This window comes from Rhodococcus sp. NyZ502 (assembly GCF_041464245.1).
Taxonomy (GTDB): Bacteria; Actinomycetota; Actinomycetes; order Mycobacteriales; family Mycobacteriaceae; genus Rhodococcus_F; species Rhodococcus_F qingshengii.
Genome location: NZ_CP167155.1, coordinates 1,377,392 through 1,396,646 on the forward strand (window position 1 = coordinate 1,377,392; position 19,255 = coordinate 1,396,646).

14 protein-coding genes are annotated in these 19,255 nt (G+C 60.5%); 11 read left to right on the forward strand and 3 right to left on the reverse strand.

Annotated features, from left to right (window positions below; all coding sequences use genetic code 11):
- Positions 1 to 200: 200 nt before the first annotated feature.
- The 4 genes from ACBG85_RS06505 to ACBG85_RS06520 all read left to right on the forward strand — a co-directional run bounded on the left by ACBG85_RS06505 (position 201) and on the right by ACBG85_RS06520 (position 6,582).
- Positions 201 to 2,162: a cellulose biosynthesis cyclic di-GMP-binding regulatory protein BcsB gene (locus ACBG85_RS06505; protein WP_165639180.1), complete on the forward strand. Its 1,962-nt coding sequence runs from the start codon at positions 201 to 203 to the stop codon at positions 2,160 to 2,162.
- Positions 2,159 to 3,892, forward strand: coding sequence for a glycosyltransferase family 39 protein (locus ACBG85_RS06510; protein WP_064689397.1), 1,734 nt, complete (start codon positions 2,159 to 2,161; stop codon positions 3,890 to 3,892). Before ACBG85_RS06505 ends, ACBG85_RS06510 begins: the two co-directional genes overlap by 4 nt.
- A 46-nt stretch (positions 3,893 to 3,938) precedes the next feature.
- Positions 3,939 to 5,087 carry a cellulase family glycosylhydrolase gene (locus ACBG85_RS06515; protein WP_058038946.1) on the forward strand — a complete coding sequence of 383 codons (1,149 nt, stop codon included), beginning with the start codon at positions 3,939 to 3,941 and terminating at the stop codon, positions 5,085 to 5,087.
- Between the two features lie 571 nt (positions 5,088 to 5,658).
- On the forward strand, positions 5,659 to 6,582 hold the full coding sequence (locus ACBG85_RS06520) for a UTP--glucose-1-phosphate uridylyltransferase (protein ID WP_007726597.1): 924 nt from the start codon (positions 5,659 to 5,661) through the stop codon (positions 6,580 to 6,582).
- Here the strand turns inward: ACBG85_RS06520 and ACBG85_RS06525 are convergent.
- From ACBG85_RS06525 to ACBG85_RS06535, 3 genes are all read right to left on the reverse strand, one after another.
- Entirely contained in the window at positions 6,576 to 6,902 is a 327-nt protein-coding gene (locus ACBG85_RS06525; RefSeq protein ID WP_228232489.1) for a helix-turn-helix transcriptional regulator, read from the reverse strand. The genes ACBG85_RS06520 and ACBG85_RS06525 overlap by 7 nt on opposite strands.
- Positions 6,903 to 7,163: 261 nt before the next feature.
- Positions 7,164 to 8,636 (reverse strand): glycosyltransferase, encoded by a 1,473-nt coding sequence (locus ACBG85_RS06530; RefSeq protein ID WP_165639181.1) that lies wholly within the window; start codon positions 8,634 to 8,636, stop codon positions 7,164 to 7,166.
- Complete coding sequence (locus ACBG85_RS06535) at positions 8,630 to 10,045, reverse strand: hypothetical protein (RefSeq protein WP_372026606.1); 1,416 nt, start codon at positions 10,043 to 10,045, stop codon at positions 8,630 to 8,632. The genes ACBG85_RS06530 and ACBG85_RS06535 overlap by 7 nt, the downstream gene beginning before the upstream one ends.
- Before the next feature lie 1,088 nt (positions 10,046 to 11,133).
- Here ACBG85_RS06535 and ACBG85_RS06540 point away from each other — a divergent pair.
- From ACBG85_RS06540 to ACBG85_RS06570, 7 genes are read left to right on the forward strand one after another with little or no spacing between them, the layout of a single operon-like run.
- Complete coding sequence (locus ACBG85_RS06540) at positions 11,134 to 12,657, forward strand: sugar transferase (protein WP_054781086.1); 1,524 nt, start codon at positions 11,134 to 11,136, stop codon at positions 12,655 to 12,657.
- Positions 12,644 to 13,969 (forward strand): O-antigen ligase family protein, encoded by a 1,326-nt coding sequence (locus ACBG85_RS06545; protein WP_372026609.1) that lies wholly within the window; start codon positions 12,644 to 12,646, stop codon positions 13,967 to 13,969. The genes ACBG85_RS06540 and ACBG85_RS06545 overlap by 14 nt, the downstream gene beginning before the upstream one ends.
- 1 nt (position 13,970) lies before the next feature.
- Positions 13,971 to 15,182 (forward strand): glycosyltransferase family 4 protein, encoded by a 1,212-nt coding sequence (locus ACBG85_RS06550; RefSeq protein WP_165639185.1) that lies wholly within the window; start codon positions 13,971 to 13,973, stop codon positions 15,180 to 15,182.
- Positions 15,179 to 16,390 (forward strand): hypothetical protein, encoded by a 1,212-nt coding sequence (locus tag ACBG85_RS06555; protein WP_372026613.1) that lies wholly within the window; start codon positions 15,179 to 15,181, stop codon positions 16,388 to 16,390. Before ACBG85_RS06550 ends, ACBG85_RS06555 begins: the two co-directional genes overlap by 4 nt.
- Positions 16,387 to 17,283 (forward strand): glycosyltransferase family 2 protein, encoded by an 897-nt coding sequence (locus tag ACBG85_RS06560; protein ID WP_075832475.1) that lies wholly within the window; start codon positions 16,387 to 16,389, stop codon positions 17,281 to 17,283. The genes ACBG85_RS06555 and ACBG85_RS06560 overlap by 4 nt, the downstream gene beginning before the upstream one ends.
- Positions 17,280 to 18,446, forward strand: coding sequence for a glycosyltransferase family 4 protein (locus tag ACBG85_RS06565; protein WP_165639187.1), 1,167 nt, complete (start codon positions 17,280 to 17,282; stop codon positions 18,444 to 18,446). The genes ACBG85_RS06560 and ACBG85_RS06565 overlap by 4 nt, the downstream gene beginning before the upstream one ends.
- Positions 18,447 to 18,451: 5 nt before the next feature.
- Positions 18,452 to 19,246: a WecB/TagA/CpsF family glycosyltransferase gene (locus tag ACBG85_RS06570; protein ID WP_165639188.1), complete on the forward strand. Its 795-nt coding sequence runs from the start codon at positions 18,452 to 18,454 to the stop codon at positions 19,244 to 19,246.
- Positions 19,247 to 19,255 lie beyond the last annotated feature (9 nt).

The window sequence follows — 19,255 nt, forward strand, 5'->3', positions numbered from 1 at the left end:
GTGATTGCTAATCATGTGACATGCCGTAACAAAAGTCTCGCCCGCCGGGATAATTAGCCAAACGCATAAATTGGTCGTTATGGTTTGTTTGTCCGTAACGGTGCGATCGGACCTGCGACCGTCGCGAACTGGCGAGATTGCTACTCGTGATTTGTGTTTGGTGATTGCGCGGAAACAAGAAATGTCGAGGAGACACGCTGATGGGCCACTCTCGAACCTGGCTGACGCGCGCGCTGGCAATGCCGGTGGCTGTCGCGGTCACTTTGTTGCTTCCGCTCGGCAGTGTCGCCTCCGCCCAGGATTTCGAGGACGACGCAGATACTTCGGTGGCCGCCGCAGCCACAACTCCGATCTCCTTCACCGAACTCGGACGAGGAACAGACATCGTGTTCTCCTCCGATGACGCACCCGTCTTGGTGACCGTGCCGGTGCCGGACGGACTCACCGCAACAGCCGTGACCGGAATCCTGACCGCCCCGACCGACTTCAGTAGGGGTTGGCTCGAAGTGACTGCGGACGGCAGATTGGTGAGCCGCGTCGACTTCGACGCCGGGCAGGCCGGAACCGGCCTACCGATTTCGGTTCCGTTGCAAGGTCTCGAAGTGGTCGACCGGAGCGTGACCGTGTCGATGATCGCTCACCTCGTTCCCGTCGACGACCGCTGCTACGACCGAACGAGATACCAGCCCCTTGCGCTCCGGGATGCCTTTGTCGCCTACGACGGTGCCGAGCAGCAGCCCACGACTGTTGCAACCTTCTTTCCGCCGATTTTGAGGAAGGCAACCATCTACGTCACGGATGGTTCGTCACGGTCACAGCAGAGTGCGGCTCTGCAGCTGAGTGCAGCGATTGTCAACAAGTACGGAAGTCAGCCTGACGCCGTGGTGGTGGAGCAACTGCCGAACGGCCAGAGTCTGCCGTCCGCTGAGCCGGGACTTTTCGAGAGAGCTGTAGTGCTCGGCAACAGTGGGGACGCCGGCATCGATCTCGCGGCTGCTCCGAGTGCTGCACCAGTGCTGCGAATTTCAGGGGACGACAAGACCCTCGTTCCTCAGGTCAGTCTGTTGGCGGCGAACTTCGACGGTTACTGGGCGGCGAGCAGGGCGCTCGCGTCACCGGACAACACAGTTGCCCAGATTTCCCAGGACGCCATCACCGTCGGTGAGCTGAAGCTCGGAACGTTGACGGCTTCCGGTCTCAATCACATCGAGGTCGACGTCCCGTTCAGCCAGTCGCAACTGGGGCGTCCGATGAAGGACGTGTCGATCCGAATGATCGGTTCCTATGTACCGCTGCCGAATTCACGCAACGGAGAACTGTCGATTTCGCTGGGGGACTCACGGCTTGCTTCGCAGACGGTGAACGAGACAGGGCGCTTCGACATCGGCGTCGATGTTCCGAACGAACTCCTGCGTCGTGACCTGACCTTCGAGGTCTCGATGGATGTGACCGGCGACTTCCAATGCGGCACCAGTAGCCCGTCTTCGCTCACTGTCGATCCGGCAAGCACCATTACGTCCACTACCGGATTCCCGCCGACGCCTGGAGGATTCCAGGCATTACCGCAGTCGATGCTGCCCACACTCGATGTCGGTTTGAGTCACGGTGATTTCGCAGATCTCGTTCGCGCGCAGCGCCTCGTTGTCGCGATGCAGCGGTTGAGCTATCTGCCGCTGCAACCGCGTGTGCTCCCGTTCGGCGACGCGGCGACCAGTTCGCTGCCGGCGTTGTTGATCGCGGCGGACGGGACGCTTCCCACTCCGGTGGCTCTACCCATGGACACAGCAGATCAAGGGCTCCTGCGCTTGCAGGGTCTGGAATTCGGTGGACAATACGGTGCCTTGCAGGTGGTTTCGGGTTCGCACAACGAAGTGGTGGCGCTGACCTCTGAGGGTGATGCGGCCGATGCCGACGGTCTGCTCGACTGGTTGGAAGGTGGGAAGGACCGGTTCGCAGAACTGACCGGCGATCTCCTGGTCGCGCCTCGGGGAGGTGAGCCCTTCGATGTCGGAGTCAACGTCGCCCCGTTGGGCACCGCGACCTCGGCCGAAGAGGAGACCGGACTGAGCGCGGTCACGATCGGCTGGATCGGATTCGGGACCGTGGTTCTGATTGCTGTTGCCGTCGGTGGTGTGCTCGTGGCTCGGCGTCGCGGACAGTGACCGTCACCGATCGCCCGGCCCTGTCCGTCGCGGTCCACGATCTACCGGGCCGCAAGCCATGGCGGATGTTCGTCGCGCTCTTCGCGATCTACACCGCGTTGGGCGTGTGGATGAACGCGGGTATCGGGTTCATCTTCACCGATTCGCTCAGCCGCGTCGCCGCGGTGTCGGCGATGCTGCTCAGCCGTGATCCGCACTTCGCGGCGATCGGGTTCGTGTTCACCCCGTTGACGGCGGCAGTCCAGATTCCGTTGGGCCTGATGGGTCATTGGTGGCCGGATCTGCTGCGGTGGAACATCACTGCGGTCGTGATGTCCGCGGCCTTCATGGCCGGTGCTGTGATTCAGGTACGTGGGATCAGCCGCGACCGTGGGTGTGCGCGATGGGTCACCGTCGTCCTGACCGTGCTGTTCGCTGTCAACCCGATGATCGTCATGTACGCGGCGAGCGGAATGAGCGAAGCTCCGTTCCTCTTCTTCGTTCTGTGGGCGACACGTCGGTTGATTCGGTGGATGCGAAGCGACGACGTACACGACCTCATCGGTGCCGGCCTCGCGTTCGCTCTGGCGTACCTCACCAGATACGACGCATTGGCCCCGCTGTTCGTCGCGGTGGTGCTGGTGACCGTGGTGAGTTGGCTTCGTTTCCGCCCGACTGCTGAGGAGCGCGGCGAGGGCGCGGGGCCTGGCTTGCGGCTCTGGGCAGCAGCCCTCGACGGTGCCGTAGTGCTGATGCCGGGATTCCTTGCCTTCGCCTTGTGGTCGTTTGCCAGTTGGCTCATCACAGGTCAAGCGTTCCAACAGTTCTCGTCGGTCTACGGGAACAGTTCCATCCTGGAGCAGGCTGGTGCCGGAACCGACTCACCGATCGCCCGTCTCGCGTTCTCGATTACCGAAATGGCCGTACTCGGCCCGGCGCTCCCGGTGCTCGCGGTCCTTGCAATCATCTACGCACTTCGGCGGCGCGACACCGAAGTGGTCGTGCCTCTTGTGTTGTTCGGCGCCATCCTCGGTGCCCAAACCTTGCTCTACGTGATGGGATCGACGTTTCCCCTTCTGCGCTTCTACATTTCGATCATTCCGCTGTGTTTCGTGTTGGTCGTCCTGATCGCACCTCGCGGTGCGCCGGTCGTCACGCGTCGACCGGGGGCTGCTGCGTCACGCTCGGTATCGACGTACCCCGAGCAGTCGGGGCCCTCTCTGCCCCTTGTGATCTCTCTGTGCTTGCTGGTCGGGTCGACGCTGGTCACGTTTGTCGCGATGGGTAATGCGCGGATCGCAGTGCTCGAGCATTCCATTGCCAGTGCGATCATTCCGGGCCGGCAGAACCTGGAGGAGCAGACGAATCTGCGCACGTTTGCGGCCGAGCGTCGCATCGCCAGATACCTGGACGACTTGGCTCTGCCGGAGGGGTCGGTTCTGCTCGACACCGTGCAGAGCTATGCCGTCGTGGCGTCGTCGAACAACCCTCGGCAATTCGTCGTGCCTTCCGATGCGGACTTCGTGCGCGTACTGAACAACCCCGCCGAACATCACGTCGAATACATCCTGTCGGTGCCGAACACCGGTCGCGGTGTGTCGGACGCGGTCAATCGGCGCTATCCGACGATGTACGACACCGGGGCCGGCGGTGTGGGAGCGCTGGTACTCGAGGTTCCCAACGACGGCGGCATGGACCCTTCGGCCTGGCGTTTGTATCGCGTCACCGGTGAACGGCAAACGGGTCGATGAGGCAATTCGTGTGGGAGGATTGTCCGTATGACGTGGATGGTTGTAGATGTCTTCTGAAGAAGTGCGTCCGCGTGTGCCTGGCACAGTGCGTCGCCGTATCGCTGCCGCTGTAGTCAGCTTTGCAACCGTCGCGGTGGTGACAGGAATGTTCACGACGCCGGTGGTTGCCGATTCGCCCAAGACGGTTCGGGTGGGAGCGTCGTCGAGCGGACTGACGCTCGACGGACAGCCATGGTGGCCTACCGGGCTGAATGCTTATCAACTGGCCACTGATTGGTCGGTGAACTTCGGCTGTGGCGCCATGGTCGATCTCGATGCCTACTTCGGTTCTCTGCCACCGAACTCCGTCACGCGTTTCAACGCGTTCCAGGCGCTCGCGGTGAACAAGGTGTCCGGGGATATGGATTTCGGCCCGATGGACGCGGTGTTCGACGCTGCGGCGCGACACAATCAGTTCACGATTCCGGTGCTCTCACCCCAGGACAGCGGGTGTGATGACGGGCTGTTCAAATCCAGGGACTGGTACACCGACGAGTGGAAGGTCGCGAACCTGATCCCAGGTCGAGCCACCATGAGCTTCCAGGACTGGATGCACACCGCCGTCGACCGTTGGAAGAACGAGCCTTCCGTCGCGGCGTGGGAATTGGTGGGGGAGCCGGAACCGAGCCTGTGTACCGATGCCGCCTGCAATTGGTGGACAAGAACGTGCCCGTCTGATTCCGCGCAGGTGTTGCGGGAGTTCTTCGACACGGCAGGCGCCGAACTTCGGGCGATCGATCCGAACACCCTGATCACGGCCGGATACGTCGGGGGCGGTCAGTGCGGCACTGCGGGTGACGACTACCAGTACGTGAGCGAGTCCGACTTCGTCGACGTTCTGCAGTATCACGACTACGGAGCAGACGGGGTTCCGCTTCCGGGCGACCAGTGGAACGGACTGGCGCGTCGCATCGAACAGGCCGCGAACGTCGGTAAGCCGTTGTTGGTCGCCGAGACAGGCGAATTGGCAGGCAGTTGTGAATCACTGGCGACCAGAGCCACGAATATCGAGACGAAGCTGACGGGGCAGAAGGTGGCCGGTACGGCCGGAGCTCTCCTGTGGGCATTCGTGCCGGATCCACGGCCGAACGAATGCACGATGGATATCGGGCCTGACGATCCACTCTTCGACGTGATTGCTTCACTGGCAAGTTAGGACACTGCGAGTAGTCCACTGGGAGTTCCGCCCAGTGGGAGTATGGTCACGATTTGATAACAACCTGAACCTGGTGTTGCGGCGTGATGATCGTATTTCGTTCGTATTCAATGGTATTCAGTGGCATTCACCTGTGGATAACCGAACTTGAAGGCTGGTGAAGTCGCACGGGACCATCGATGCGACGCCTCCAGGACCTACGTCCGGGTCGGCTGGGGACGGTCCGGTTGAGGCGCTGAGTTCGGAAGTTGTGTCGTACCTGTCTCTTTGGTCAGTTGCTACGTCCCGCCGTGGTCAACGTCGAAATACGATCACAACCGTTCGCCGCGGTAACGGGTAGTGCGCGGAGTGCGGCGCGCCCCTCGTGGAAGTGACATCGAGGGGTGGTGTGTAGCTCTCGCGCGCAACGAATTCCGAGTTCGAGTCAACTTGCGGCGGCATCGGCCGCCCGGTAGACCTTGTGCGCAGGCTGTACATGCGGTGTGAGCTTCGGTCGTCGAAATGAGGGGACGACCGCTGCATGCGCGTAACGGTAAGTGTGTGAAACATCGCGTGAGCGGAGAGGTGAACGATGACTGGGTGCGCTGAACGGCCTTTCAAGACTGCTGTGGTTCCGGCTGCCGGAATGGGGACTCGTTTCCTCCCGGCCACCAAGACGGTTCCGAAAGAGTTGCTCCCCGTGGTCGATACACCCGGGATCGAGCTGGTCGCCAGCGAAGCGGCGCAAGCAGGCGCGGAACGTCTGGTGATCGTCACTGCGCCGGGCAAGGCATCGGTCGTAGGGCATTTCGTCGAGGACCTGGTGCTCGAGGGCAAGCTCGCCGCCAGCGGGAAGCACCATCTACTCGAACGTGTGCGTCGGGCTCCGGGCCTGATCTCGGTGGAGCCGGTTGTGCAAGAGTCTCCGCTGGGATTGGGACACGCTGTCGGTCTGGTCGAATCGGTGCTGGATGCGGACGAGGACTCGTTCGCGGTGCTGCTTCCCGACGATCTGGTCCACCCCTGCGGCATTCTCGACGCGATGGCGAAGGTACGTGCCGAGCGTGGTGGTTCTGTGCTGTGCGCGTTCGACGTCGCGCCCGATCGTGTTGGGGCCTACGGAGTATTCGACGTCCAAACACCTGTGGAGGGCAGCGATCCCGATGTACTTGCCGTCATCGGCATGGTTGAGAAGCCGGCTCCTGAGGATGCTCCGTCCACTCTCGCCGCGGCCGGACGATACCTTCTCGATCGCGCCGTGTTCGACGCGCTCAGACGAATCTCACCCGGGCAGGGTGGCGAACTACAACTGACGGATGCGATAGCGCTGTTGATCGCGGAGGGGCATCCGGTTCACGTCGTCGTCCATCACGGAACCCGCCACGATCTTGGTAACCCGGGAGGCTTTCTGCGAGCATCTCTCGACCATGCGCTCAGTCGCACCGAGTACGGACCGGAGTTGCGAGTCTGGCTCAAGGAACGATTGGATCAGCCGGATCCGCAGCTGACCTACTGACTTGCAAGGCTATGCGACGCGGAGCGTCTCGCCAGCTCATCGAGGAGATCTTGCGTGCTGAGCGACGACAGCGAAATCGGCTTGTCGTCCAGACCCGACTCGTCAGGTGTCATGTAGCCCGCCGCGACAAGAATTTCCTGGACGTGGACGTCGAAGACGCGGCAAGCAGTTCTGATCGTGTCCTGCGTGGGAGGGCGTTTCGCGGACAGCCACCGACCGAGCTCGGAGGGGCGTATTCCCAGCGCACGCGCAGCATCGGCTACGTCAGTTTCTTGGCGAAGTTCCAGTTGATGCTTCACCCATTCCGAAAAACCGCTCATACCGGTCATAGTGCCTGAGTGCTGCGCGGTAAGCCAGCGCCGTCTCGACACGTAAGGCGCTCGACGGCTGATCTGTGATCATTCGGCAACCAATCACCGCAGTTCTCGCGTACCGGTAGTTAAGTTTTGTGACTGGATTGTGTGTTTACCGCAACCATCTAGCTGTGCGTTTTCCGGTGAAACCCGAAATCGGGTGAAATTGTGGGTGAGGCGGATCAGTAGACATAACTCACACCTGTGTAGAACGTGAGGGTTGCGTTGTCACGTGTTCAGACCGTGGAAGGTTTTTTCCCAGTAGGACGGGTTGCGAATCAATTGGTAGGTCCCCTTGATCGCCGCGATGCTCATCAGCACCCAATACAACGGAGCAGTCAGACAGGCGAGGAGGAGCATCGCGTTTCGCGTTTCTCGGCACGCCACGAGGTTCATGTAGAGAACAGCGGCATTACCGAATGCCAGAGAGATCAACGCGGGGAAATAGACATAGTTGGGGAAGACCTGGTGGATCACTTCAGGTTGTCCGAGAATCCAGTCCAGACTGATGAGCCAGAACACCATGTTCAAAGTGGCGACCAAAGGTGTGCCGGCCATGAGAATCGTGAATCGGAGAAAGCCGATCGGACCCAATCCTCGCCATAATTTGACGGGTTGGCGCATGTGGACGAGCCACGTCTGCAAATAGCCCTTGTACCAACGCGAGCGCTGTCTGATCCAGTTGATCGTGTCACTGTTGGCTTCTTCGAGCGTGGTGGAATTCAAGACCGCGGTGCGATATCCGCTCTCTGCAATCCGCACGCCGAGGTCCGCATCCTCCGTGACATTGAAAGGATCCCACGCCCCGATCTCGTCGAGGACGCTACGGCGTAGGTGATTCGAAGTGCCGCCGAGAGGAATCGGTGAATTGCTCCGCATCAATCCAGGAAGGATGAAGCTGAACCACAGCGCGTAATCGGCGGTGAACCACGCGGTCAACAGGTTCTGAGTTCCGTTGTGGAATGCAAGTTTGGCCTGAACACAAGCAGTGTTCTCGGGAAGTTTCGCGAAAGTTGCGACTACTCGACGTAATTGGAGTGGGTCGGGGGAATCCTCGGCGTCGTAGATCGTGACGATCTCGCCCGTCGAGAAATGCAGACCGTAGTTGCATGCTTTCGGTTTGGTTCGTGGATCGGCCGCGGGCACCTTCAGAATGCTGACGACCTCGTCCACACCGGCGGCAAGTGCAGCTTCGATAGTGACGGCGTCGTCTTCCTCCAGTAGGAGAAGGACTTGCATCTTGTCTGCCGGATACTCGATCGCTCGCATGGCTGCGATGAGGTCGCCGACGACTTCAGGCTCGTTGTATGCGGGGACCAGAATGGTATAGGTGGGAAGGTCGTCGTATGAAAGAGCAAGTGCCTCTTCGTCACTGATCGTCATGATCGAGGACGCATCGAGACCCCTCGTGAACAAGATCAGACGGTCGACCATCGCCCAGATGTATCCAATGGTGCAGATCAATGTCAGCGCGATGAGAGTCGGGACGAGGAAGAACACGAGGCTGACGACGACCAGCACAAAGCCTGCCAACAACGTATTTCGCTGCCACGGATAGAAGGCCACGGAGGCGGATGAGATCGGATGGCGCTCGCGTAGACCGTTCACTGCATCGTGCAGGGCGGCCTCGCGGTACTCCGCTGTATCCGGGTCACCGCTGACCACGACACTGTTGGACTGGCTTCGGTTTTCGTTCACCACGTCTGAGCCTCCACGAGTAGTCGAGCGAGTGCTTCGAGCATGTCCAGGTCCTTGTACTCGGATTCGGTGTCTTCGGTCGAGGTTTCACCACGCAGTAGAACGGCGAGGGTATTGCTACCGTTGGACGCCATCGACGGCTTCGGTTCGGGGAAGTAGGCGTCGGGTTCGTGATTGTCGACGCTGATCAGGCTGACTCGTTGCGCGGCTCCGTCGCCCCGCGTCCAGACGAAATTGAGATTGCTCCATGTGAGAAGGAGAGCGTCGTCGACGATCGTGTACATCTCGGCGACGATCCCGTGCGGCAGCTCCAGCGTGACCGTCGGGCTGACTCTCGCGTTCTCCAGGTCGTAGGTGGTCTTGCTGGGATACACGGCGAGCGTGGAGGGTCGACGGACCTGGACGACGTCAATCTGTACCGTGCGAGGCCGCATCTGTGAGTCCCAAGCGGGATTCGGAGTGTCGGCCCGAATGGTCTGACGACTCAGCTCGGAGGTGCTGCCGAAGTAGCGACGGGGCCAGTCGTATTCGGATGCTCCAATCTGATGCCAGCCCAGTGGAACGACAAGTCGAGGATCCGCAGTAGCCGGGGGCGGACCGACGTTGACTGTCAAACTTGTCGATGGCAGCGGCGTGAAGAACATCAGCACTGCGGCGGCAAACACCGCGAGGATGGTCCAGTTGCTTGTGGCTGTCGAGGGCTTTCGGAGTGGTCGGTCGAACGGTTTGAGCGACTTACCCCGGCGTTCGTACAGATAGAAGGCGCCGCCGACGACGATTGCGGTTCCGAGTGCCGGAAACAACTGCACGGCGAAAAGCGGAGCAGTGGGATACTTCTGAATCGTGAAGTAGAGAATCACCACACCGAGCACCGTTGCGGCGACGAAGGCGATCGCCCCTCGCCTCCACGTTCTACTGACGGCGATCGTGGTCGCGGCAGACGCGACAAGCACCATGAGGACGCTGTAGTCGAAACGAGTCCCGCCCATTTCGGTCGCGATGGCGCGGTAATGCAGCGGCGCCAAGATGATCGGGACCACCCAGATTGCCCAGTACCGATTGACCGGACGGAGGCCGAACATCAGAACCGCTGCGCTCCAGACGAATACCCAGGCTGCGATGACGTCGATATGCATCAGTTCGTAGGTCTCTGCGAAACGCGGTAGCAGGAGCGCTTGAAGTCCCAACGCGACGAAGAGACCGATGCAGCCGACTATCTTGTCGGTCTCACGATCGTGAATCGGAAGCTCCGGGCCGCGCCTCAAGTCTGTTCCGACGGCTGCAACCAGGCACAAGAGCGGTAGAGCGAAGACGTAGCCGATGGCAGTTCCGCTGGCCGTGCTCTGCCAAAGCTTGGTCCAGGTGGGCCAAAATGCAAAGATCGTGGCGAGCGCGATCATCAACCACCGCACTGCGAGTCCAAAGTCCGTCAGCGAGCGAGCTGTGGCCGGGGGAGATGCTGGGATAGCCGCTCGTGCATCACAGGGTGAGGGGCATGTTGCCTTGTTCGGTCTGCCCGGCAACGTTCAGCGCAGGTGAGTCGCGCACGCACCTGTTCTCCTGGCCGCGGCTCTGGCGGTCAAGCTCTCGAGCCCGGGCCCGGTGTTGTATCGAGCGGAGATGGCCATGGCCATGGCCATGGCCATGGCCATAGACATAGACATAGACATCGGTAGCGGTCGCCTCGCTTTGCAGCCGAGCGGCTGCGCAACTCGCATGTCCCTAATTGGGCTGTGCTGCAACTATTTCAGGACATCACCGGCGATCGCTGGCGGTCTACACTCCTCCTTTTGCATGTCTGAATTCTCGGTGTCGCCCGATCGTAGGTTCGCGCATTGCCGGCTAGGAGTAGGTAAGACGCCCAGAGGCGAAGTGCCGAACAATCGTCCAAGGCTGAGTGGATGCTGAGCGCATCAAAGTACGGATTGCAGAGTGTTTACCAACCGCGTGCTGGTTTCCGTCCAAACGCGGAGCCCAAATGGGCTAGGCGATGAAAACTATAGGTACGCAATGGTAATGGTGAGCAATGTTCACTCCTTCTTGTCGGAGGGTGAATAACTGACGTCAATGCTGGCGTCGGGAAGAACTTCGGAAAGCGCTATTGCCACGCTGTCCGGAATGTGGCAAACTCCTCACTGGTACTGACCAGCTAGCCGAAGAGTTGCCAAGATGTGAGTCCTGGCAATATCGAGGCCGGCGACGTCAGCGGGCGAGGAGAAATCGCCGATCGTCCTGTGTTTGGGTTGTTAGTGGACTCTGCTTCAATCACGGGGTGTGAGCTGCGGCAATGCCGCAATAATCGACAGTTGGGCCGAGGCCTGACAATAGTCGCCGGGTTAACTGCAAGGCGCACGTAATGCAACCATACGCACTGAACGCAGCAATGCGGAGCAGTTGCTTCGCTGTCGAAGTTTCGGGAATCGGCAAGGCGGTCCGATGGACCTCGGCCGGTGAACATCTTCAGGCCGAATTCTGTGCATGGGGAAAGGTTTCTGAACACATGACGGTTCTCGAGATGGCCGCGCCCACGAAAGAGCGGCCACAACAACACCGACGAGTAACGCCGGAGAGGGCCGGTGGAGTTTCCGCACGCAGGAAATGGCAATCTGCGTATCTTCGTCGTCTGGCGATCACCGACACGATCATCGTTGCGGCAGTTGTGTTTCTGGCTCAATGGTGGCGATTCGGTAGCGACGCGGATGTCGTCGACGGTGAAGCATTCGGCCATTTCAGCTACACCGCACTGTCTTTCGCCCTGATTATCGGCTGGTTTGCCGTACTGAGGGTATTTCGTACCAGATCTCCTCGCGTGATCGGAAGCGGCCCTGAAGAGTACCGATTGATCGCTGTCGGAACGCTCCGCCTGTTCGGACTGATTGCGATCGCCAGCCTTCTCCTTCACCTGGAGATCGCGCGCCTGTACCTTGCCGTGGCGTTTCCGATGGGATTGACCGCCTTGATCGCGAGTCGTTGGATCTGGCGACGGGTGATTGCTCGTGAGCGAGCCCGAGGTGAATTTCGAACTGCCGTACTTGTGGTCGGTGTGCGAGGGGCGGTTGTCGATCTTGCACGCAACCTCGAGCGCGACGATGCCCATGGATACCGAGTTGTCGGAGTCTGCGTACCCGGCTACGGAGGAGACGTGGGCGAAGTTGTCACAGTGAACGGTCGGGACATTCCGGTGCTCGGAGACGAGCACAGTGTCACCGACGCGATCGAACAGGTCGGTGCCGACACGGTGGCAGTGACGGCGTCGGAGCGGTTCGGACCGGAAAGGCTGCGCACGTTGGCCTGGGATCTCGAGCGCGATCATGTGGACCTTGTTGTTGCACCAGGGATTCTGGATGTGTCCGGGCCGAGGCTCTCGATGCGCCCGGTCGCTGGATTTCCGCTGATCCATGTCGAGCGTCCGCGTTATCACGGCGCGCAGAAGTTCACGAAGACGACCTTCGACATCGTCTTCTCAACCGTGGTACTCGCCGTGATCAGTCCGGTGCTACTGGCGGCTGCGATCGCCGTCAAGCTCACGAGCAAGGGGCCGGTTCTGTACAAGTCCGAGCGGATGGGGTTGGACGGTCAGCCGTTCCCCATGCTCAAGTTCCGCTCGATGGTCCAGAATGCGGATTCACAGGTCACGGCGCTGATGAAGGAGAACGAAGGCGCCGGAGTGCTTTTCAAGATGCGAGACGATCCGCGTGTGACGACGGTCGGTCGATTCATGCGCCGATACTCGATCGACGAGTTGCCCCAGTTCGTCAATGTCCTCCGGCGTGAGATGAGCGTTGTAGGCCCGCGGCCACCGCTTCGGCGCGAGGTCGAGATGTACGACGGTGCGGTCAGTCGTCGGCTACTGGTCAAGCCCGGTGTCACCGGCCTGTGGCAGGTCAGCGGACGTTCTGATCTTTCGTGGGAAGACACTGTCCGCCTGGATCTTTCCTACGTCGACAACTGGTCGATGATGGGTGACGTCATGATCGTCGCGAAGACGCTCAAGGCGGTGGTGGGAAGTGATGGCGCCTACTGACAAGAAGGCGGTACCGGCGCCTTGCGAAAATGAGGCACCGAACAATCCGCTGATCTTGCGAACGGCATTGGTGATCGCGGTCATCGGCGCGAGCGGAGCCTTTCAGGCGTACACGCAGAGGACAGCGCTCGGATCGTTGCTCGTACACGGTTCGGCCGTTCTTTCGGCGACACTTGCGTTGGTCTACTTCCTCGACCGGCGATACTCACGCAATACGACGTGGCCTGTCTTCACGCTTATGATCTCGGCCGGCGTCCCGGCAACCAGCTGGTACTGGTCTACACTGCCCCGGAACTCCGCCGTCGCCGGCATCGTCGTCGTGTGCCTGGCGATCACGGGAATCATCGTCGCCCGTGAGTTGACCTTCGCGGTGCGAGTGCGGACTGTTGCCCTCACCTTGCTGGTACTTCTCGTGCTGTCGCTGATGGTCGTGTTCCTCCATCCTTCGACTGGCATCGACGTGGACACCCGCGCCGTTGCTTATCGCGGAATCTTCACGCACAAGAACACTTTGGGACGAATGGCTGCCATCGAAGTTGTACTTGTCGGTGTCATGCTCATGCTTCCCGACGGCAAGCGTATTCCGTGGGTGGCGGCGCTGGCTGTCGCCGGCATCGTGTTGTTCGAGGCCCGGAGCCAGACCGGTCTCGTCGCTGCGGGGATTGCGCTGGCGACAATGCTTGCTCTGAGGTGCTTTCGACGGACACCGAACGCTCACCTCGCCTCGACTGTGATCATCGGCCTGTACCTCGGGGTGTCCGGCGCGATGAAGGTGCTCGGACCCGATGTCGCGGCGCTACTCTCGCGAGATGTCACGCTGACCGGCCGGTTACATCTCTGGACGGTATCCGACTACTACGCCGAACAGCGGCCTCTGCTCGGATGGGGCTTCGGCTCGGTGTGGGCGCCGGACAGTGCAGTGGGGCAGATGATTCGGTCAAAGCTGTCCTTTCCGGCGACCAGCGCACACAACGGAATGCTCGACATTCGGCTGCAGATCGGTTGGATCGGATTCCTGCTGCTGTTGGCCGGCTATTACCTGCTTCTGAGCACGGCGCTCGGGCGAGCCCGCAGCAGAACGGAGTACATCGCCGTCGTCGCGATCATGGCTCTCGTCTTCTCGATGGACTTGACGGAGTCGACGCTCTTCTTCGGCGCCATGTGGCTGATCGCATGGGTCTTCCTGGCGCCGTACGGACCCTCGACCCACCGCTCCCACAATGCGGGCAACGCCGAGTTGTCGATCCGTGGGGTTCGTGCCGACAAGAACGACGCGTACAGGTTCGCTCCGGAGCGAAGAGGAGGTCACTGAGATGTACAAGTCGTTCGATGTAGCGCGTTCGAAGCCTGAAGTGAACCCGACGTCCGCCGGTGGATTCACGCCGCCGAAAGCCTTGATGTTCCATGCGATCTATCGGAATCCGGGTGGTGAGGAGCAGAGCTTCGCCAACGAATCCAAGCTCCTGAAATCGATCGGATACGAGACGGTTCAGTGCACCACCGAGAATTCCAAGATCTCCCGGGGACCGTGGGCGGCAGTCACCGCAGTGTTCAGTCCTCGCGTACTCGTCGATGCGTTGCGCATCATCCGTTCGGAGCGCCCCGACGTCATCTACGTGAACAATCTCTGGCCGGCGTTCTCGGCTTCGTTGCTCGTGGCCGCAAGAGCCGCCGCAATTCCTACGTTGCAGGCGGTTCGGAACTATCGCCTCGCCACACCGTCAGCCAAGTTGCGCGCAGATGGCACGTGCACCGAATGCGGTTCCACCAAATACTTCACGAGTTGTGTCCGCAACGGATGCTACGGAAACAGCCGACTACAGAGCCTTGTCTGCTACCTGAGCGCCACGGCGGTCAAGCTGAGCGTCTTTGGGTGGAAGCAGCACAGGTTCGTCGCAACGAGCGCGATGACAGCACGTCTGGTCGAAGGACGACTGATCAGTTCTGGCCGCGTCGTGGTTCGTCCGAACTTCGGATTCGAAGAAAATGAACCCGAGTTTCGGGGCACTGATTCGGTTGTGTGCGTCAGCCGACTGACACCGGAGAAGGGCGTCCTGGATTTGGTGCGCAACTGGCCGCAGGGCGCTGGAAGTCCCTCGCTCACAGTTCTCGGTGACGGACCGCAGTACGGCGAGATCTCCAGCATAAGCGCAGCTCTCGACAACGTCACGCTGGCCGGATTCACTTCGCACGAAGATGTGATCGAGATACTTCGCGACAGTGCGGCGTCCGTGGTGCCGTCTCAATGGGCAGAACCGTTCGGACGCGTTGCGATCGAATCGATGTCGGTTGGCACCCCGGTCATCTACGCAACCAACGGTGCACTCGCGGACATCGTCGGACCGGGCGGAACGCCTCTCAATACCTTGGAAGAGTCGTCGATACGCGAGGCCCTCGATCGAATCTTCGGAGCGGACGATCGATCGGCGATACGCAGATCCGCTTATCGTCACTACTCGAATCGCTTCACATCGCGCAAAGCGGCGACGTCGATGCGTGAGCTCATCGACGAGGTGAGATCGTGAAAGATCGCACTCGGCATGTGACATTCATGGCCGATCAAGGGCTTTCGAGCGTCCTCACTTTTGTCGTTCTCACCTCGGTGGCACGACTCGGTGGTCCGATCGAAGTCGGCCAGGTTGCCGTGATTCAATCGGCGGGTCTGTTGGCACTGGCACTGGGGAGAGCGATCGGCGTCGACGTCTGGCTGTCGCGAGGGGCGGGGTCCGACGAGCGTGGACCGGCGTTGGCGCCCACGATCGTGCTGGCGGCGGTATCGGTGACATCGGTGTGGGCACTGTTCGTGATCGCCGGCTCGGACTCGATGAATCTCACGGTATACGCCTTGGCTGCAGCTGGTTTCGTGGTGTTGGACGTGATACGCACGATGCTGATGCACGACGGTGCGAGTTGGATCTCTGTGTCGATACAGATCGTGACACTCTCGTTCGTCCTTATTGCAGCTTTCCTGGTCGAGAATCTGACACTTGCACTCGTGACCTATACGGTCGGTGTCTTCGTCGCGCTCGCTCTCGGTCACGCATCCATGCGTCTGGTACCGCCGGTACCGTCGATCAGGTACTCGTGCACTCACCGATATAGATCCGTGCCGTTTGCGATCGAGATATTGATGGGATCAGCTGCTCAGCAGGCGATGTTCTTGATACTCACTGTGGTGGCGTCGATCTCGATGATCGGTGAGATCAGAACTGCCCAGACACTGCTCGGTCCGCTGTCCTTGATGTTCGCGGGCATCTCGCCAATTCTGATGCGTAAGTTCGGCGGTGGTGTCGAAGCGATGAGCCCGAGCGAGTGCATGGCACTCGGCCGCCGAGTGGGCTTGCAGATCTTCTGGGTTTCGATCATCTGCGTTTCGCTGATCTGTCTCACGCTCGAGATTCGACTCTCGGGAGTGCGATTGATGGATCATCTGGTCGGGCCGCACTTTCCGAACTTGATACCGGTCATTCTGCTGTGCGGGTTGGCGGTGGCGTTCAACGGGATTCTTCTGGGCGTCGGTACCTCGATCCGCGTCGTGGACAAGACCGCAAACCTCAACACATTTCGCGCCATGCTGTTGCCTCTACAGTTTCTGATCGTTCTCGGGGCGGGACTGACCGACAGCGCCGTATACGTCGCAGGAGCATTGGCCGTGTCGGCGTGCGCCAGCGCGAGCGTCGCACTTCTGGTTTCGATGAACCGTGACGCCCGACCGAAAGTTGACCTCTCATGAAGAATCCCAACGGCGTCGTAGTGGCGATTCTGACCTTCCGTCGTGAATCGGAACTGGCTGTCTGCATCGACAGCGTCCGGGCATCGATCCAGGCTTCCGGTGCCTCCGCCCAGGTCGTAGTAGGCGACAACGATCCGGAATCCACCACGCCGACGTATGTTGCCGACGGGATCGAACGACTGCATCTCGGATTCGGCGGGGTATCTCCGGCGCGACGTGCGCTGGTCGATCTCGCCCGTGCACGAGATCGTCGTTACATCGTCTTCGTCGACGACGACGAGTACGTCGATGTCGACTGGCTGTCGAATCTCCTCACCTGCGCAGCAGATTTCGACGCAGGTGCTGTGGCCGGTCCTGTGATTCCGGTGGGTCTGCCTGCCTCGGAACTTCCATTGCACACTCGCGTTCGCCATTCGACCGGCACCCCGGTTGCGTCTGCAGGCGCTGGAAATCTGTTGTTGGACCTGAAGGCTTTGAACGGCTTGAACTTCAGTGACGACTGGGATCTACCTGGCGGCGAGGACACCGAGTTCACGCTCAGGATGAGCGCCGGCGGTGTCCGGTTGTTGTGGTGCGACGAGGCGCTTGCGTACGAACCCGTCGGCGAGGATCGGCGTCGGGATTCCTGGCTCTTCGCCCGGTATGTCAACAACGGACGAATCCTCGCGGTCTGTCAGGGACAGCTCGAGCTGCCACTGTTGGCGGCTCAGAGTGCCAAACGCGCTCTGCTCGTACTCGCGTCGGCGGCGTTGATCCCCGTTGCCTTGATCAGTCCACGGATCAAGCGCGTGGTTCTCGACAACGGTGCACGCAACATCGGTTGGTTCTCAGAGCGATTCAGCCGCAGCGATTCTCGGACGCCGCGCGCACAGAGGCTGGTGGTAACGCGATGACACGGTTGTTGATGACGGCATACGCCTGCGATCCGAATCAGGGGAGTGAATCCGGTGCGGGTTGGGCGCTTCTCTCGGCGGCTTCCGAACTGTGTGAGTCGATCACGGTGGTGACTCGGTCCGGTGAGGCTCCCGCATTGGAATCAGAGTGTGAACAGCTCGGTTGCGAAGTTCGTGTCGTGCGAATAGCGACTTTGCCCGCGGAAGAAGCCGGATCGTACGGCCGATACCTCCGATGGCTCTGGCACACTTCACTGTTCGTTCGGCGTGAAGCGGCAAACTTCGACGTCCTGCACCATGCAACTTTCGCCTCTGACTGGCTGCCCCCACCGGTGCTGTTCGGTGGAGCCGGCGGCGCACGACTCGTATGGGGGCCTGCCGGGGGCAACACCTACCCGCCGATGCCGCTCGCCAAGCGCATCGGCATGCGGTATCTGGCAACCACGGCAGTTCGAACCTGCTCGACGAAAGCCGTTCGGTCACTGACGCACATCTTCATGGCTGGACGAGTTGACACTTTCATCGCGATGAATTCCGACAGCGGACGCGGCGCACCGCGGGCAAGAAACGTCGTCGTCCAACCCAATTGTGTTCTGGACTACGACGGAATCGAGAAGCAAGCGGTACCCCGGCCGAAACGAAGGCTCTTGTTCGTAGGAAGACTGTTGCAATACAAAGGAATCGACCTGATTCTGGATGCGCTCGAGCAGCTGGGTACCGAGTGGTCCATGACCTTTGTCGGGGAGGGACCCGCCCGCGGGCGGATCGAGAAGTCGCTTCCGTATCGGCGCGGTCAGATCACGCTTCGCGGATGGCGCGACAGATCGGAAGTGGTGGGCGAGATGGGGGCCTCCTCCGCTCTGCTCTTCCCGAGCATGCACGATTCGGGCGGCTGGGTGGCGGCCGAAGCGGCTGCGGTGGGCCTGCCGGTGGTCTGTTTGGATCTCGGCGGTGTGCCGACACTGGCAGGTAGGAACGCCGTGACGATCCCGGTTGCTCCGGCGTCGACTCTCGCCTCTCGTATCGCTCGATCGATTGTCGAGACCGAGCTTTCTCTCTTTGAACCGCAACGTGATTGGACTCGGTCCCGGTTGACATCGGTCTTGTCGCGCAGCTACGGCCAGTGCAATGAACGTCGACAAACGAACTCGGAAAAGTGTTGAGACAGATGAGCAGTCCGTTCGAGGTCATCGAGGTGGGTGGCATTCCGTTTGCCGCGACCAATCTCGAGAGAGCTACCGATTGGGTGGTCAACGACAGACGAGAGGGAGCCGGAACCGGAGTCTCCGTGAGGTTGTCGAATTCCTACTGCGTGTCGGCGGCGCACAGTGATCGCGACTACTCCGCGGTTTTGAAGGGTCCCGGTGTGAACTTCGCAGACGGAACCCCGGTCAGCTGGGTGATGCGCCTGATCGGCGGCACCGCCGATCACGTCGGTGTTCGACCAGTCCGGGGTCCGTCGTTCTTCGAGGCCACCCTGGACAAGGGACGCCGCTACAGCCTTCGTCACCATTTTGTCGGCACGACAGAAGAGACGTTGAATCTCTTGACGGATCGAGTCGAGGAGTTATACCCGGGAATCAAGGTGGCCGGCACATATGCCCCGCCGTTTGCCGCGTTCAGCAAGGAGTTCGTCGACGACATCATCACGAAGATCGATCCGACGTCACCGGACATCGTGTGGGTCGGTCTGGGTGCGCCGAAGCAGGACTTTGTCACGAAGGCGATAGCGGATCGAACCGACTACGTGGCCGTCGGTGTCGGCGCGGCCTTCGACTTCTTGGCCGGAACTGTCTCGGAGGCACCATCTTTCGTCCAGAACTCGGGTTTCGAGTGGTTGTATCGACTTGTATCCGAACCCAAACGTCTGTGGCGGCGCTACCTGTTCGGTAACTCGACATTCGTACGGCTGGCATCACGTGACATACGAAAAGTCTTCGGCCGTTTGGGGGGACGCGCATGAGCGAGATCA

What these genes read in the sequence shown, in the direction of transcription:
- ACBG85_RS06505 (WP_165639180.1), top strand. Translation starts at nt 201, where the DNA reads ATGGGCCACTCTCGAACCTGGCTGACGCGCGCGCTGGCAATGCCGGTG.
- ACBG85_RS06515 (WP_058038946.1), top strand. Translation starts at nt 3,939, where the DNA reads ATGTCTTCTGAAGAAGTGCGTCCGCGTGTGCCTGGCACAGTGCGTCGC.
- ACBG85_RS06520 (WP_007726597.1), top strand. Translation starts at nt 5,659, where the DNA reads ATGACTGGGTGCGCTGAACGGCCTTTCAAGACTGCTGTGGTTCCGGCT.
- ACBG85_RS06525 (WP_228232489.1), bottom strand. Translation starts at nt 6,902, where the DNA reads ATGAGCGGTTTTTCGGAATGGGTGAAGCATCAACTGGAACTTCGCCAA.
- ACBG85_RS06540 (WP_054781086.1), top strand. Translation starts at nt 11,134, where the DNA reads ATGACGGTTCTCGAGATGGCCGCGCCCACGAAAGAGCGGCCACAACAA.
- ACBG85_RS06545 (WP_372026609.1), top strand. Translation starts at nt 12,644, where the DNA reads ATGGCGCCTACTGACAAGAAGGCGGTACCGGCGCCTTGCGAAAATGAG.
- ACBG85_RS06550 (WP_165639185.1), top strand. Translation starts at nt 13,971, where the DNA reads ATGTACAAGTCGTTCGATGTAGCGCGTTCGAAGCCTGAAGTGAACCCG.
- ACBG85_RS06560 (WP_075832475.1), top strand. Translation starts at nt 16,387, where the DNA reads ATGAAGAATCCCAACGGCGTCGTAGTGGCGATTCTGACCTTCCGTCGT.
- ACBG85_RS06565 (WP_165639187.1), top strand. Translation starts at nt 17,280, where the DNA reads ATGACACGGTTGTTGATGACGGCATACGCCTGCGATCCGAATCAGGGG.
- ACBG85_RS06570 (WP_165639188.1), top strand. Translation starts at nt 18,452, where the DNA reads ATGAGCAGTCCGTTCGAGGTCATCGAGGTGGGTGGCATTCCGTTTGCC.